Genomic DNA, 14871 nt, shown 5'->3' with positions numbered 1-14871 from the left:
GGCCGCTCGTACGGTTCCGGGAAAGCCTCCACATTCCCAAGGACGCCCCATGGACCACATCACGCTCGGCAACGTCACCATCACGCGGGTATGGGAGTACTTCGGTTCCGTCGAAATGACGCCCGACACCTTCTTCCCCGGAAGTCCGGAGGAAGTGTGGAACGACGGAGCCTCCTGGCTGACCCCGCATTTCCTCGATTCCGAGAACAATGTCGTCAATTCCGCGATCCAGACCTGGCTGCTGCGCAGCGAAGGCAGGACCATCCTCGTCGACACCGGCGTGGGCAACCACAAGGACCGCCCGTACGCGCCGGTCTGGAACCGCCTCGAAACAGGCTTCCTGGCCAGTCTCGCGCGCGCCGGCGTCGAGCCCGAGGACGTGGACATCGTGATCAACACACATCTCCACATCGATCACGTCGGCTGGAACACGTACCTGAACGGCCGGCAGTGGGTACCCACTTTTCCCAACGCCACCTATCTGATGCCGAAGGACGACTTCGACTTCTGGAATCCCGAGAACGACCACAAGCCACTGCTCGGCCGCGGCAACCAGAATGTCTTCGAGGACAGCGTGGCCCCGGTGCACCAGGCCGGCCAGACGCTGCTGTGGGAAAACAGCCACCGGATCGACGCCGGCCTCCGCCTCGACCCGGCTCCCGGACACACTCCCGGTTCCTCCGTGCTGACCCTCACCTCCGGGACGGACCGCGCGGTATTCGTCGGCGACATGCTGCACAGCCCCGTGCAGATCCTCGAGCCGGACTCCAACAGCTGCTTCTGCGAGGACCCCGCGGGCGCCCGCGCCACCCGCCGCAAGGTGCTGGGCTGGGCGGCCGACAACAACGCCCTGGTGATCCCCGCGCATCTGGGCGGCCACGGCGCCGCCGAAGTGACACGTGAGGGAGACAAGTTCGCCATCAAGGGCTGGGCCCCCTTCGCCCCGTACACCGAGCAGGCCTGAAGCCCGCGGAAAGACACGAGACATGAGCCACCACCCCGACGTCATCGTGACCACGGCGCAGGGAGCCGTCCGCGGCCTGCGCCAGGGCGACACAGCCGTTTTCCTCGACATCCCCTACGCCGCCCCGCCCCGCGGCGCCGGCCGGTTCGCGCCGCCCCAGCCACACGAGCCGTGGGACGGCGTACGGGACGCCACCGCGCCGGGACCCAACGCTCCGCAGTCCGAGCGCAAGCTCGGCAGCATCGACATGTCCCCCTACTTCGGCACCGGTTGGAGCCGCGGCGAGGACTACCTCACCGCCAACGTCTGGACGCCCGCCGCCGCGAACGGCGGTCTGCCCGTCATGGTGTTCGTCCACGGCGGCGGATTCGTCGCCGGATCGACGCGGTCCGCGCTGTACGACGGCTCCGCCTTCGCCCGCGACGGCGTCGTCCTCGTCACCCTCAACTACCGGCTCGGCATCGCCGGATTCCTCGACCTCCCCGGCGCGCCCGCCAACCGCGGCCTGCTCGACGTCGTCGCCGCGCTGCGCTGGGTGCGGGAGAACGTCGCCGCCTTCGGCGGTGACCCGCACAACGTCACCCTCTTCGGCCAGTCGGCCGGGGCGACCGTCGTCGGCGGCGTCCTCGCCGCCCCGGAAGCCGCGGGCCTCTTCCGCCGGGCGATCGTCCAGAGCGGCAGCGGCCTGGGGGCGTTCACCACCGAGCAGGCTGCCCGCGTCACCCGGGCAGCGGCCGAGGCCCTGGGCATCGAGCCTCATGCCGACGCCTTCGCGGAGATCCCCGACGAGCGCCTGGTCGAGGCCGCATCCGGGCTCGCGGGCATCGACCTGCGGACCGGGACGCACCACGATCCGCTGATCGGACTCAGCCCCTTCAGCCTGGTCCTCGACACACAGCCCGCCGAATCCGTGGCCGCAGGCCTGAGCGCCGATGTCGACCTGCTCATCGGGACCAACACCGAGGAAGGACACCTCTATCTGGTCCCGGTGGGCAAGTACGCCACCTCGACCACCGGTGACGTCGACGATGCGGCGGCGCGTTCGCACCCGGAACCGGCGCGACTCGTCGAGACGTACCAAAAGACACGCCCCGAGGCGTCCTCCGGCGAGCTGCGCTCCGCCATCATGGGCGACGCGCTGTTCGGCGCAGGCAGCTGGGCCTTGGCCGGTGCGCATGCCGCCCACCCCGAATCCGCCACCTACGCCTACGAGTTCGCCTGGCGCTCCCACGCCTTGGACGGAGAGCTCGGCGCCACCCACGCGGTCGAGCTGCCGTTCGTCTTCGATGTCGCCCACCTTCCGCAGCTGCACGGCCCCACCGCCCTGCTCGGCCCTGACAAGCCCCCCACGGACCTCGCCGCCCGTACGCACAGGACATGGGTCCGGTTCGCCAGGACCGGCGACCCCGGCTGGGACCCGTACGACGACGAGCGCCGGGCCACCATGCGCATCGACGCCGAATGGACCCAGGCCGACGACCCACGCGGCCAGGAACGACAGGCCTGGCGCTGACCCTCCGGCCGCCCTTCCCGAAGGACACACCATGACCGGAACCGTCATCACCACCGAGAACGCACCCGCCCCCGCAGCCCCGCTGTCCCAAGGCATCCGCAAGGGCCCCGTCCTGCAGGTCTCCGGGCAGCTCCCGCCGGGACTGCTCGTGGAGGTCGACGCCCTGGCGGTGCTGGACGACTGACGACGATGGCCGGTCGTACGACGAGGGCGTGCACCCGCCCGAGGGTTCCGCCGGCGCAACTGCTGGACGCCCTGTGTGCCTGGCCGGATCCGGCCCGAGCCGGAGACGACGCTCACCGCGGCAGTTCGGCTGTTCGTTCCGGGTGGGCCGCGGCGACGTGGCGCATGGCCGTCTGCTCGGCGATGCCGAACAGGCGCGTGAGCTCGAGGGGAACGGCGGTCTCGAACGTTTCGTCGAGGACCCGGTCCTGGCGTAGGCCCTCCAGCGCCAGACCTTCGGGGAGGACGCCTTGGAGCAGGTCGGCCCACCTGAAAACGGGCGGAGCGGCAGAGTCCTCCCTGGTACGGTGCGCCGATGCCAGCGATCAGGAAGTTCCAAGTCACCTTTGACTGCGCAGAGCCTGAGCGCCTCGCTCGTTTCTGGTGCGAGGTGTTGGGGTACGTCGTACCGCCGCCGCCGGAGGGGTTTGCCACGTGGGACGATTTCAAGCAGTCGCAGCCACCTGAGCAGCGGGATTCATGGTTCGCCTGCATTGACCCCACAGGTGCGGGCCCACGACTGTATTTCCAGCGCGTCCCCGAAGGGAAGGCTGCCAAGAACCGGGTGCATCTTGATGTGCGGGTCGCCACCGGACTCGTGGGTGAAGAGCGCCTCGCCGCACTCGAGGCCGAATGCGCACGACTGGTCCCGCTCGGCGCGGTACACGTGCGGACGCTGTATGACGGCGACGATGCGTGCATCCCGATGCAGGACATCGAGGGCAACGAGTTCTGTCTTGACTGAGCGTTCTCGAGCCGGAGAGGTGGGGACCACCTTCCTTTGACCTCTCCGGCCCTGTACCGAGCGGGAGTCACTCCGTGAGGGCGAGGCTGTGCAGACGGGCGATGCCGGGCATCGCGGTGTGAACGCGACCGCCTTTCAGACGGCAGTCGCGAAGGATCTTCCAGGCTTTCGTCCGTGCGAGAACGTGCTCGACGTGCAGAGCATCCAGACCTCCGCGAACGTGCACGCGGCCGACCAGGGGATCGACGCGGGCAAGGAAATCGCAGGCCGCGAGTGCCACCTCGGTGCCGACGTCCTCGGACTGCTCCCGGCCGGCTGGGTGACCGCCGCCGGCGTGCCCCGGCCGGGCCGTCGCCGCGCCACTCGGGCTCCCGAGTGCACATGGACCGCCCGCAGCGGGGGGAGGTCGGGCCAGATGTCGCGCCGGCGTCGTACCGCCTCGTGCATCGCCCCCGGTACCACGGCGTGTGCGACGGCCCGGTACACCGTGCGGGCGAGGCGGCCCGCGTGCCGGTCGCTCACCGGCCAGAGGGTGGCCACCACCTGCCGGAACCCGGCGATCTGGACGCCGAACCGAGGTGAATGGACTCGTCGACGAGCGTCGGTCCGGTGCGTGCGGTCTCGCAGGCGGACACGAAGGCCAGGTCGGCCCCGGTGAGATCGAGCGCGATCACATCGGCGACGGTGAGCGGCCGGTCGGGGTGGTTGTGCACCAGCAGGCGGCTGGTGGACGGGGCGGCGGGCGCACAGCCGGGCCGCCTCCGCCGGCCGTGGCACCGGCACGACGGCCAGGTCGACCGCGGTGACCGGGGACTCCACGGCGGCGAGCGCATCCCGGGAGCGCAGCGCGACGGGATCGTCCGCGATGCGGCGGACCATCTCCTCGAGGTCGTCGTCACCGGACACCGACCCTCCCGACACGAGCCGGGCCTCCACCGCTCCGGCGGGCGGCTCGGCGAGGGCCCGACGAGCAGGCGGCAAGTGAACCAAGACCGGCGAAGTATCTTCAAGTGGTGCGGAGCGGGCGGTACTTCTGCCACCCTCGTGCCATGACACGAAGCGACGTCTTCGCTCCCCACCCGCCCGCCGGGTCCACCGGGCCCGTCGCGGTGGTGGTCACGGCCCTCGGTGTGGAGAGCCGTGCGGTCGCCGAGCACTTCGCACCCGGCCGCCGCCCGTTGCACGAGGCCGACGGCACGGTGTACGAGATCGGCACCTTCGACGGAGACCACGGTCCCTGGACCGTGCCGCTGGTCGAGGCCGGGCAGGGCAACACCAGCGCCGGCATCGAAGTGGACCGGGCCGTACGGGTTTTCGGGCCCGACGTGGTGCTGTTCGTCGGCATCGCGGGGGGCGTCAAGGACGTCGCGCTGGGGGACGTCGTGGCAGCCGACTCCGTCTACGACTACGAGCGGGGCAAGGACACCGAGGACGGGTTCGTCCCGCGGATCAAGACCAAGTCGTCCTCGCACCGCCTGCTCCAGTACGCGCGGGCCACTGCGCGCCGGGAACAGTGGCAGGCCCGTGTCCGCCCCGCCCCGCCCGAGGGGACGCCGCCGCGCTCCCGGGTCGCACCGATCGCCGCGGGCGGCAAGGTCGTCGGCCACGACCGCTCCAGGACCGCGGAGCTGCTGCGCGCGCACTGCGGTGACGCGGTGGCGGTCGAGATGGAGGGCTACGGTTTCCTGCACGGGGCCTACCTCAACCCCCGGGCCGACGCGCTCGTCGTGCGCGGCGTCTCGGACTTGCTGGACGACAAGGGCGAAGAGAACGACCGCGCCGAACAGCCCCGTGCCGCACGGCACGCCGCGGCCTTCGCCTTCGAGTTGCTCGACGTACTGCGGTCGGCGGGACGCCGGCAGTGACCGGGGGCACCTCCCGGCGCACGGTCCTCCTGGCCGAACTCGGGACCCGTGTGGACCGCTGCGCGGACACCGGCGACCCCGCGGCCCTGCTCGACGAGGACACACCGGGCCTCGTGCGCGCACTGATCGGTGCGAGCCCCGATGTCACCCGCGACGCCGCCGTGACCCGCACCGCCGGCCTGGTGCACCTGGGCCGGTACCTGCACCTGCCGGACGGCCATGACCAGCTCGACCTGTGCCGGGCCCTGGCCCTGTTCCGGCCCTGGTACCGGGGACGGCCCGAACTGGTGCCGCGGCCCCTCGCGGAGTACTTCGACGAGTATCCCGAACTCCTCGACGACCATGCGCTGTTCACCGGCAGCCAGAGCGCGCGGCTGCTGGCGTACGCCGTGGCGACGGAGGACACCGCCGTCCTGGACGAAGCGGTCGAGGCGCTGCGGGAGACCCTGGACGCCCTGCCCGCAGAGCATCCTGAGCGAGCACCCCACCTGGCCAACCTCAGCGGCGCGCTGCGGCTGCGGCACCGACTCCTCGGCGACGCGGCCGCCCTCGACCAGGCCGTCGACAGCGCCCACCAGGCCCTCGCCCTCACCGTCCCGGACGACCCGTCCGCGCGGTCCAGGCGCACCGGGCTGAGTGCCGCGCTGCGGGCCCGGTTCGAAGAGAGCGGCAACCCGGCCGACCTGCGCGAGGCGATCGCCCTGGCACGCCGCGCCGACCCCGGCCCTGACGCGGCGGACGCCACGGACGACGAACCCGCCGCCGCTCTCCACCACCTCGGCAACGCCCTGCTGGCCGGGTACCGGCACACGGGCCGCGCCACGGACCTCGACGCAGCGGTCGACGCCCACGAACGGTCCGTCGCCGCTCTGCCCGCCGTCGACTCGACGGACCGCGCCTCCTACCTGGCCACCCTCGGCGGCAGCCTGCTGACCCGGTACCGCCGCGGGCACTCGGCCGACGACCTGCACGCGGCGCTGTCCGCCGCACGGCAGGCCGTCGAGGCCGCCGCGCCCGGCTCGCCCGATCACCGCATCGCGCTCGGCGTTCTCGGCGCGTCCCTCCTCGAACAGGGCGTGCGGACCGGTCGCCGCGACCTCCTCGACCAGGCCGTGGGCCGGCTGGAGAACGCCGTCGACGGCCCGCACCTGAGCCGCACGAGCCTCATCCAGCTCGGCCGCGCCCATCATCGGCGCGCGGAGCACACGGGAGACCGCCGGGACGCCGACCGCGCCGTCGACGTCCTGCGGCGCGCGGTGGAGGCGGCGACGGAGCCGGACGCCCGACGCGCCGAAGCACTCTCCGAACTGGCCGCCGCCCTGCGCGGCCGTTACGAGCGCACGGGACGGCGCGCCGACCTGGACACGGCCGACCGCTGCCTGACCGAGGCGCTCGCCGCCACACCCGAGGACCATCCGGACCGGGCCCGGCACCTTTCCCACCGTGCCGACGTACTGCGGCTGCGGGCCGGGGAGACCGGCGACCTGGCCGATCTCGACCGGGCCGTGGCAGACGCCAGGCAGGCGGTCGCGGACACCGCGCGGGGGGACGCCGGCCGGCCGAAGCGGCAGTCGACGCTCGCCCTGGCCCTGGAGACGCGGGCGATCCGCACCGGTTCGGACGACGATCTCGCCGAGGCCGTACGGACGGCCCGCGCCGTCGTCGCCGCGCTGCCCGCCGGTCACCCGGACCTCGCCCTGCACCAGGCGAACCTGGGCAGCGTGCTGCGCACCCGCACCGAACTCAACGGTGACCTGCGCAGCGCCGACGAGGCGGTCGACGCCTCGCGGGCCGCGCTCGCGACCCTGCAACCCGGCCACACCGACCGGGCCGGCCTGCTCAGCAACCTGGGGGCAGCGCTCGTCGGGCGGTTCCGGCACACCGGCATGCTCGACGACCTCACGGAAGCGGTCGGCCACCTGCGTGCCGCGCTCACCGTGCTCCCCGCCGACCACACCGAACAGGCGGCCGTGTCGATGAACCTCGCCTCGGCGCTGCTCACCCGCTACGAAACCGCCGGACGCCCCGCGGACCTCGACGACGCGGTGGACGCCGCCCGGGCCTCGGTCGCCCGTACCGCGCCGGACCACCCGGACCGGGCCGTGCGCTGGTCCACCCTCGGCCTGGCGCTGCTCACCCGCCACGAACACGCCGCAGGCGGCATCCGCATCACGGCTGCCGCCGGCAGCGGGACCGTCGACCCCACCGTCGCCATCGGCACCTCGGCCGAGACGGCCGAGACGGCCGATGCGGCCGATGCGGCCGATGCGGCCGAGACGGCTGATGCGGCTGAACAGTCCGAACAGGGTGCCACGGCCGACGCCACCACCGATCCGGCCGGCCCCGCCGACTCCACCGACGGCGACGAAGCCCTCCGGTACCTGCGGCAGGCGCTGGACGGGATGGCCGCAGACCATCCGGGCCGGGCCGGCCACTGGTCCAACCTCGGTCTCGCGCTGCTCGCCCGCTTCGAACACGACGGTACGCCCGCGTACCTGGACGAAGGCGTCCACGCGTGCCGCCAGGCCGTGGACGCCGTGCCCGAGGACCATCCCGACGCTCCGCTGTACCTGGTCAACCTGGCCGCCGCCCGGTGGACCCGGCACCTGCGGACCGGTTCGGCCGAGGATCTGCGGGCCGTCGAGGAGCTCGACCGGCGGGCCGCGCTGGTCCCGGCCGGACCTCCGACCGTGAGACTGGCGGCGGCCCGGCAGTGGGCGGCGGCCGCCGCCCGCGGCGATCGCTGGGAACCCGCGGCCGACGCCCACGCGACCGCCGTCGGACTGGTCGGCCTGGTCGCGCCTCCCGGCCACACCCGGGCCGACACGGAACAGGCGCTGCGCGGCCTGGTCGGCCTGGGCTCGGACGCGGCCGCGAGCTGCCTGCGCGCCGGCCGGACCAAGGACGCCCTGACCTTCTGGGAGCAGTCGGTCGACGTCCTGACGAGCCGTCTGCTCGACGCCCGGCTGGACGTCACCGGCCTGCGACGGGCCGCCCCGCGGCTGGCGAAGCGGTTCGAGGACCTCCGTGCCGCGCTGGACGCGGCGCCGCCGCCGGGCCCGTCGCGCCCGGAACCGCCGGAAGCCGCCGGGCGGCGAACCGACGCGCGGCGCGAGGCGGCCACGGCACTCACCGACGTCCTCGCCCGGATCCGTGCCCTCCCGGGCTTCCAGCGCTTCCAACTGCCGCCCACCGCCGCGGAACTCCTCGCCACGGCGGCGCACGGCCCCGTCGTCGTACTGACCGTCAGCGATCTGCGGTCCGACGCCCTGGTCCTCAACCCGGACGGCATCGACGTGGTGCCGCTGCCCGGGGTGACACCGGACGCCGTGCAGCGCCGGCTGGACACGGTCCTCACCTACGTCGACCCCGGGCGGCCCCGGCCCGACCACGCTCGCCGGCGGGAGGAGCGCGCGTCGTTCGAGGCGACCCTGGGATGGCTCTGGGACCGGGTCACCGGCCCGGTGCTGGACCGCTTCGAGCACGCCCCGGAGCGGTTGTGGTGGTGTCCGACGGGCCCGCTGTCACTGCTGCCCCTGCACGCCGCCGGCCACCACGGCACCCGCGGTGACGCCGACCCGCGCACCGTGCTCGACCGGGTCGTGTCCTCGTACACCCCGAATCTGCGTGCCCTGCGGCATGCTCGCCGCCCCCGGCCGGAGCGCGACGACGCGGCCCCGGCCCGGGCGCTCGGGGTGGCCATGCCCCGTACCCCGGGCGCCCGGGACCTGCCCGGCGCCGTGGCCGAGACGGACCTGCTGCGCACCCGCACGACCGCTGAGGTCACCGTCCTGGAGGGCGCGGAGGCGACCCGGGACCGTCTCCTCGCCGACCTGCCGTCGTTCGACTGGGTCCACCTCGCCTGCCACGCGTACGGAGACCTGGCGGCACCCTCCGACAGCCGGCTCCTCGTCCACGACCACCGCGCGGCCCCGCTCACCGTGGCGGAGATCGTCCGGCTCCGTCTCGACCGCGCGGAGTTCGCCTACCTGTCGGCCTGCGCGACAGCGCGCCGGGGGACGGCGTTGCCGGACGAGGCGATCCATCTCGCGGCGGCGTTCCAGCTCGCCGGTTTCTCGCACGTCGTCTCCACTCTCTGGCGGGTCGCCGACCGGCACGCGCTGCGGGTCGCCACCGAGGTGTACGACACCGTCGGCACCGGTGGCGCGGCAGGCGCACCGCATGCCCTGCACCGGGCGACCCACCGACTGCGGGACCGCTGGGAGGGGTTCCCGGAGGTATGGGCGGCGCACATCCACATGGGAGCCTGAGGAGCACCGGCGGGTGCCCCGACGGGCGAAAGGGACGGACCGAGCACGATGAAGGAGGGAAAGCAGTGAACCAGGGGATCGACCCCGCACTGGTCGAGGAGGCCAGGGAGGCGGTGAGCATGACGCTCCGCACGCGTCTCACCGTGTCCGACTGGGTGTCGTACGACGATGCCGTGGCGCGGCTGTCGGCGGCGCTGGACGACGGGAACGAGAGCGCGCTGCGCGAAGCCGTGCTCGACCTGGACGAGATGGCCTTCCGGGTCTCGCGGAAGCAGGGTGAGGAGCCTGACGCGGACGAGGAGGACGACCCGGAGGTGGAGGCGTCGGCCGCTCGCCGCGACGTCGGCAACGAACTCATCCACCGGATCGACACCGCTTACGCGGACGGCAGTTGACGGAGCCGGCCGGGGGTCTCGGCGCCCCGGCGCTGCTGACGCACGTCTTCGTCCCCGCGTCCGGTCCCGACGCCGAGCCGGCCTGGCAGGGGCTGCGCACCCTGTGGTGCCGGATCGTCGACCGGCTCGGCTACGACCGTCCCGTCCCAGCTCTCGGCCTGCCCACTGGGTTGCCGGACGGCATTCCGGCCCCCGTCGCCGGCTCGGGCGGTGTCGCCGCGATCGAGCGGACGGGCGACGGGGTCCGGCAGGCGCTCGTGTGGGCGGCACACGACGTGCTGCTGCTCACGCTGATGATGGCACCGAGGACCGACGAGCCGTGCGGCCGCGTCTGGGCCGGACTCGAACGGTGCAGAGAGGAACTCGGCGGTGTTCCCGAAGCGCTCGGGGAGGCGCGGCTGTTCCTGTCCGTCCATGACGCCGGCGCGCAGACGTCGGCGCTCGTCCGCGGCCACTTCCCCGGGCCGAGCGCGATCGGCTGCTGGAGGCCGGGCCGCACCAGCTCCGTTCCCCTCGCCACGACGACCGACCTCGGCGCGCTGCTGGTCTGGGAGCCGGGTCCGGTACTCGCCGACGGCCGCCCGCTGCGACGGCTCGCACTGACTGTGGCCGCCGCCCATGAGTCGCGGGCCGACGGGATCACCTGGACCACCTTCCGCGACGGCCGGCCGGCTCCGTTGACCCGGCACCTGCTGCACGCCGCCAAGGTCCGCCACCACCTGCGCCACTTCGACGACGGCCGGACGGAGCGCCACCTGCGGGACAGCACGGACACCGCTCTGGACGCCCTGGTCCGCGGGGCGAGTCCGCGCGGGGAACTCGTCGACCGGCTCAGGCGGCTCGACGAGTCCGCCGCCCACCGACGTGCGCGCCTGCGGCGCATGTGCAAAGCCAACGGCGAGATCACCGCCAACCTCCGCGCGGCGTTGCGCTGGATGCCGGACGGCGCAGGCCCCCTGGCGGACGACAGACGGCTCGCGGACTGGCTGACGGAGCGGCTGCGGCAGGAGATCTCGACGCTGGACGCGGCTCTGTCCCCGGTGCGCGAGATACTCGCGGCCGCGGAGCCGGGCCGGCTGGAGAGGACGCCCGCCGCGACCGCGGACCGGGGCTGCCGCAAGGCCGTGGTCCTCACCTCGTCGGGTGACGTCTACCGCGCCCTGCGCGACGCCCTCCACGAGCCCTTCGAACTGCGGGAGGTGCGCGGCACGCTGTACGAAACCGGCGTGCTGACCACGCACATGGGCACCTGGCAGGTGGCTCTCGTGCACATGGAGCCCGGCATGGCGTCGGCGGGGCTGGCGGCGGACCGGGCGGGCAGCGCCTTCGCACCCGAGGCCGTCGTCTTCGTGGGGCTCGGCGGCGGCCTGGGCGAGGCCCGGCCCGGTGACGTGGTCGTCGCCGACTGCGTCCTCGACTACCAGACGGTCAAGGAAACGGCGCAAGGGCCGCTGCCGGGAGGCAGGGCGCACCGGGTCACGCACCGGATGCTCCAGTACGCCCGCCATCTCGCCCGAGGCGACCGGTGGGACGGCCGGTCGCCGGACCAGGGCGCCCCGCGTGCCCTGGTCGGGCTGGTGGCCACCGGCCCCACGACCGTCGGCGACGACCGTTCCCAGACGGCCGCGCTGCTGGCCCGGGACGCGAGCGAGGCCCTGCTCGTCGATACCGAGGGGCACGGATTCCTGCACGGCGCCTACCTGAACTCACGGCTCGACGTACTGACCCTGCACGGGGTGACACACCGGGTGGGCGAGACCGCCGAGGACCCGCGCGCGAGCCTTCACGCCGCCGCGTTCGCGTTCGACCTTCTCGCTCTCATCCCGCGTACTCCGCCGCCGGACGACGCCCGGGCTCACCTCTCGGCGTAGCGCACGAACCGGACGCCCGGTCCCAGAACTGCGACGGCTTCCACGACCGACGCGGTGGGGAGGGAGTCCCTGCGTCTTTGGTCAAGGGGGTCGGATCGGTGCCGGGCGGGGTCCGGCAGTGTGGCTACCGTGAGTGTTGACGTGTCTGTTCGGGGGTCGGCTGGTGAGGCCGTGCGGCCGTGCGACTTCCGTGGTCACCCGGTCGTGATCGACCCGGTCGACGAGCGTGACCGCCCGGTGTGCGGCGGGGCAGCGCAAGGCCTGTGTGGTGCTTGTTCAGGGCGGTCTTCTTGTCGCAGCAGACCCGCGATGCCGGGTCGCTCAGGGCGGCGAACACGGAAAGAAAGAAGGAGGCAGGCCTGTTTGATCTGTTTGTTTCCCCTCCTGGAGGGCTGTTCGCCGCGGATCGACGAGCCCGAGTTCCGGATGGCCGGGGTGAGTCCTGCGCAGGCGGCGAGGTAGCCGGCTGCGGCCGGTCGCTGGTTCTTCACCTTGCGGTGGTGGACGATCGAGCTCTTGCCAGAAGCTCTGGTGACGGGGGCCGAGCCGGCGTATGCCCTGAGCGCCCGGCCGTCGACGAACCGGGACCGGTCGTCGCCGATCTCGGCCAGGACGCGGGCTCCGGTGAGTTCGCCCAGGCCTGGGAAGCCGGTGATGCTCTCAGCGTCTCCACCGGCTTCGGCGTCGGCTCGGCCGGGTGTGACGGGGGACAGGGGCTGGGTGTGGGTGTGGTGCGGGGGCGGCTGGTAGGTCCGCGGCGGAGTGACGTCGAGGGATCACTTGCCGTCGGCTCCGGTACCATCGGCGACATGTCTGGTGCTTCGTGCGCGGCTTGTGCCGCGGTGACGAGGACGCTCCGCTAGCGGCGGGGCGTTCATCTCACTTCTGTTGGACGTTCCGTCGCTCCGTGGTTGGACCGGAGCGGCACGTTCGTGCTGCTCGGAACTTCTTCTGGGCAACGGAGCATTCGGTGTTCTCAGGCATTCTCTCTTCGCGCGGGGACGGATCGTCCCCGGTGCGTGCGTGGTTGGTGCTGTGCTGCATGGCCATGCTGCAGTTCTTCATTGCGGTTGATGTGACCGTGGTCAACGTCGCCCTGCCCTCGATCGGCGCCGACTTCGGGGTCGACGGTCACGCACTGACGTGGGTCGTGGTCGGGTACACGATCACCGGCGGCGGGCTGCTGATGCTCGGTGGCCGACTTGGTGACGTGCTCGGCAGGCGCCGCATCCTCCTGCTCGGCACGACGCTCTTCGGTGCCGCGTCCTTGCTGGCCGGGCTCGCGCCGTCCTTCGCCGTGCTGGTGACGGCCCGGCTGCTGCAGGGTGCCGGAGAGGCGATCGCGCTTCCGGCGGCGATGGCGGTGATCGTGCTCATGTTCCCCGAGGGGCCGCGCAGGTCGCGGGCGCTGAGCGTGTGGGCGGCCGTCGCGAGCTGTGGCCTCGTCCTCGGGTTCGTGGTCTCCGGAATCATCACCGAGCTGCTCGGCTGGCGGTGGATCTTCCTGGTGTCCGTGCCGTTCATCCTGGCCGTGCTCGCCGCTGTGGCCGTTCTCGTGCCGAGTGAACGGCCCGCCGGACCCACACCGCTGGACCTTCCCGGTTCGCTCCTGCTGGTCGCGGCTCCGCTGCTGTTCACCCTCGGCGTCATCGAGGCAGGAGAGGCGGACAGCCCGTTGCCGTGGCTGCCACCGGTGGCGCTGATCGGGGCGGTGGCAGCCGGAGCCCTGTTCATCGGGGTCGAGCGCCGTTCACGGAACCCGCTCGTGCCGCTGCGGTTCTTCCGCAACCGGCCGCGCGTCCTGGCCAACCTCGCCACCGCTCTGCTGAGCGCGGCGCTGTCCACCTCGTTCCTGCTGTTCGCCTACTACCTGCAGGACCGGTGGGGCGCCGGCCCGCTCCGGGCCGGTCTGACGATGCTGCCCCTGGCGGTGTCCCTGATCGCGGCCTCGGTGCTGGTTCCCCGGCTGCTCGGACGGTGGGGTGTCCGGGCCTGTGTCCTGGCCGGGATCGGCTTCACCGTGCTGGCGATGGCCGCCATCGCTCTGGTCTCCTCCCTCGGGATCACCGGTTGGGCGATGATTCCGGCCATGACGCTCATCGCGGCCGGGATGGGGTTCGGGATCGTCGGGCTGCAGTACGTCGCGGTGACCGGCGTGACGGAGGAGGACGCCGGCATCGCCTCCGGCGTCCAGCGAGCCGCCGACCAACTGGGCGGTTCCACCGGGATCACGCTCTACGTCGGCATCGGGTTCGCTCCCACCCTGGACGGCGCCGACCCGTTCCTCGCCAGTAGCTTCCTGGCCGTCACCGGGCTCGCCGCGGCCGGGTGCGTCGCCTGGCGCATCTCCGTGCCCGCCGCGGTGACGGAGGAAACACTCGGGTGATCTTGGGCAGGGTTGTGCCCGTCCGGCGGTCCGGACGGGCACAACCCCGGAGACGACAGGTCCACGATCACCACCGGCCAAGCAGAAGGTCACGTGCTCGTCCTGTCTTCCTCCGTCACCGCTCCTCTGCGGGAGCAGTTCCACGTGCTGATCCAGCGCCGCCAGGTCGTTCATCCGCTGGGCTGTCATCGGTCCCGCGGCCGCCCGTCGCTTCGAGGTCTGGCCGGCCACCATCTCCGCCCCCGAACGCGGGATCCGTCGAGACGACGACCTCACTCACGTTTACCGAGACTGGCTCCACGCGGCCTGACCGTTCGACGCGAACACCTCACTCATGGACAGTGGCAGCCTGGAGCGCTCTGGCCAGGAAGGTCAGGTCCCCGCCTTCTGGGAGCCCCCTCCCTGCGTTCTGGTACCAGCCCGGCGAGGGTTGCGTCCTGGGAAGTGGTGTACGGGTTCCCACCTGATCCGGGCGTTTGGCCTGGCGTCGGAGTGAGGGCCCGGATATGAGAACGGCCACCGGCTGATCTTCGAGGTGTCGAAGCTCGAAGGAGATCAGCACGATGACCGCACCCGACAGTCTGCCCCTGCATGCCCTCGCCGAGGAGAACCTCGCCGCGGCGAGTCCTGACCTGCTGC

9 protein-coding genes and 4 pseudogenes are annotated in these 14871 nt (G+C 72.6%); 10 read left to right on the top strand and 3 right to left on the bottom strand.

Annotation, left to right across the window (positions count from 1 at the left end; all coding sequences use genetic code 11):
• The first annotated feature begins 49 nt into the window (after nt 1–49).
• The 4 genes from AMK33_RS18225 to AMK33_RS18210 all read left to right on the top strand — a co-directional run bounded on the left by AMK33_RS18225 (nt 50) and on the right by AMK33_RS18210 (nt 3444).
• Nucleotides 50–964 (top strand): MBL fold metallo-hydrolase, encoded by a 915-nt coding sequence (locus AMK33_RS18225; protein WP_073933898.1) that lies wholly within the window; start codon nt 50–52, stop codon nt 962–964.
• A 22-nt stretch (nt 965–986) separates the two neighbouring features.
• A complete protein-coding gene (locus AMK33_RS18220) occupies nt 987–2477 on the top strand; it encodes a carboxylesterase/lipase family protein (RefSeq protein WP_073933897.1) in 1491 nt (496 codons plus the stop codon).
• 31 nt (nt 2478–2508) lie between these two features.
• The gene (locus AMK33_RS42450; protein ID WP_158075127.1) at nt 2509–2661 is read left to right on the top strand and encodes a hypothetical protein; all 153 of its coding nucleotides are present in this window, start codon (nt 2509–2511) and stop codon (nt 2659–2661) included.
• A 354-nt stretch (nt 2662–3015) separates the two neighbouring features.
• Nucleotides 3016–3444 (top strand): VOC family protein, encoded by a 429-nt coding sequence (locus tag AMK33_RS18210; RefSeq protein ID WP_073933896.1) that lies wholly within the window; start codon nt 3016–3018, stop codon nt 3442–3444.
• Between the two features lie 67 nt (nt 3445–3511).
• Here the strand turns inward: AMK33_RS18210 and AMK33_RS41480 are convergent.
• A pseudogene (locus AMK33_RS41480) lies at nt 3512–3637 on the bottom strand (IS5/IS1182 family transposase); the annotation flags it as partial.
• Between AMK33_RS41480 and AMK33_RS44910 the strand changes: the two are divergent.
• Nucleotides 3632–3781: pseudogene (locus tag AMK33_RS44910) on the top strand (IS5 family transposase); the annotation flags it as partial. The pseudogenes AMK33_RS41480 and AMK33_RS44910 overlap by 6 nt on opposite strands.
• A 98-nt stretch (nt 3782–3879) precedes the next feature.
• On the opposite strand, the pseudogene AMK33_RS45180 reads toward AMK33_RS44910, so the two are convergent.
• Nucleotides 3880–4323 (bottom strand): annotated as a pseudogene (locus AMK33_RS45180) (CHAT domain-containing protein); the annotation flags it as partial.
• Nucleotides 4324–4493: 170 nt separating this feature from the next.
• Between AMK33_RS45180 and AMK33_RS18190 the strand changes: the two are divergent.
• From AMK33_RS18190 to AMK33_RS18175, 4 genes are all read left to right on the top strand, one after another.
• The gene (locus AMK33_RS18190) at nt 4494–5309 is read left to right on the top strand and encodes a 5'-methylthioadenosine/S-adenosylhomocysteine nucleosidase family protein (RefSeq protein WP_073933894.1); all 816 of its coding nucleotides are present in this window, start codon (nt 4494–4496) and stop codon (nt 5307–5309) included.
• Nucleotides 5306–9580: a CHAT domain-containing protein gene (locus tag AMK33_RS18185; RefSeq protein WP_073933893.1), complete on the top strand. Its 4275-nt coding sequence runs from the start codon at nt 5306–5308 to the stop codon at nt 9578–9580. The genes AMK33_RS18190 and AMK33_RS18185 overlap by 4 nt, the downstream gene beginning before the upstream one ends.
• A gap of 65 nt (nt 9581–9645) precedes the next feature.
• Nucleotides 9646–9975, top strand: coding sequence for a CATRA system-associated protein (locus AMK33_RS18180; protein ID WP_073933892.1), 330 nt, complete (start codon nt 9646–9648; stop codon nt 9973–9975).
• On the top strand, nt 9972–11846 hold the full coding sequence (locus tag AMK33_RS18175) for a CATRA conflict system CASPASE/TPR repeat-associated protein (RefSeq protein WP_073933891.1): 1875 nt from the start codon (nt 9972–9974) through the stop codon (nt 11844–11846). The genes AMK33_RS18180 and AMK33_RS18175 overlap by 4 nt, the downstream gene beginning before the upstream one ends.
• 124 nt (nt 11847–11970) lie before the next feature.
• On the opposite strand, the pseudogene AMK33_RS43825 reads toward AMK33_RS18175, so the two are convergent.
• A pseudogene (locus AMK33_RS43825) lies at nt 11971–12499 on the bottom strand (transposase); the annotation flags it as partial.
• Between the two features lie 389 nt (nt 12500–12888).
• On the opposite strand from AMK33_RS43825, the gene AMK33_RS18165 reads away from it, so the two are divergent.
• Entirely contained in the window at nt 12889–14232 is a 1344-nt protein-coding gene (locus AMK33_RS18165; RefSeq protein ID WP_073934177.1) for an MFS transporter, read from the top strand.
• Nucleotides 14233–14871: the final 639 nt, after the last annotated feature.

It is taken from the genome of Streptomyces sp. CB02400 (assembly GCF_001905725.1).
GTDB lineage: Bacteria > Actinomycetota > Actinomycetes > Streptomycetales > Streptomycetaceae > Streptomyces > Streptomyces atrovirens.
This window is presented reverse-complemented; position numbering and strand designations above follow the sequence as displayed.

Excerpts from the sequence above, each read along its gene's own strand:
- AMK33_RS42450 (WP_158075127.1), top strand. The coding sequence starts at position 2,509 with ATGACCGGAACCGTCATCACCACCGAGAACGCACCCGCCCCCGCAGCC.
- AMK33_RS18220 (WP_073933897.1), top strand. The coding sequence starts at position 987 with ATGAGCCACCACCCCGACGTCATCGTGACCACGGCGCAGGGAGCCGTC.
- AMK33_RS18225 (WP_073933898.1), top strand. The coding sequence starts at position 50 with ATGGACCACATCACGCTCGGCAACGTCACCATCACGCGGGTATGGGAG.
- AMK33_RS18210 (WP_073933896.1), top strand. The coding sequence starts at position 3,016 with ATGCCAGCGATCAGGAAGTTCCAAGTCACCTTTGACTGCGCAGAGCCT.
- AMK33_RS18165 (WP_073934177.1), top strand. The coding sequence starts at position 12,889 with ATGGCCATGCTGCAGTTCTTCATTGCGGTTGATGTGACCGTGGTCAAC.
- AMK33_RS18190 (WP_073933894.1), top strand. The coding sequence starts at position 4,494 with ATGACACGAAGCGACGTCTTCGCTCCCCACCCGCCCGCCGGGTCCACC.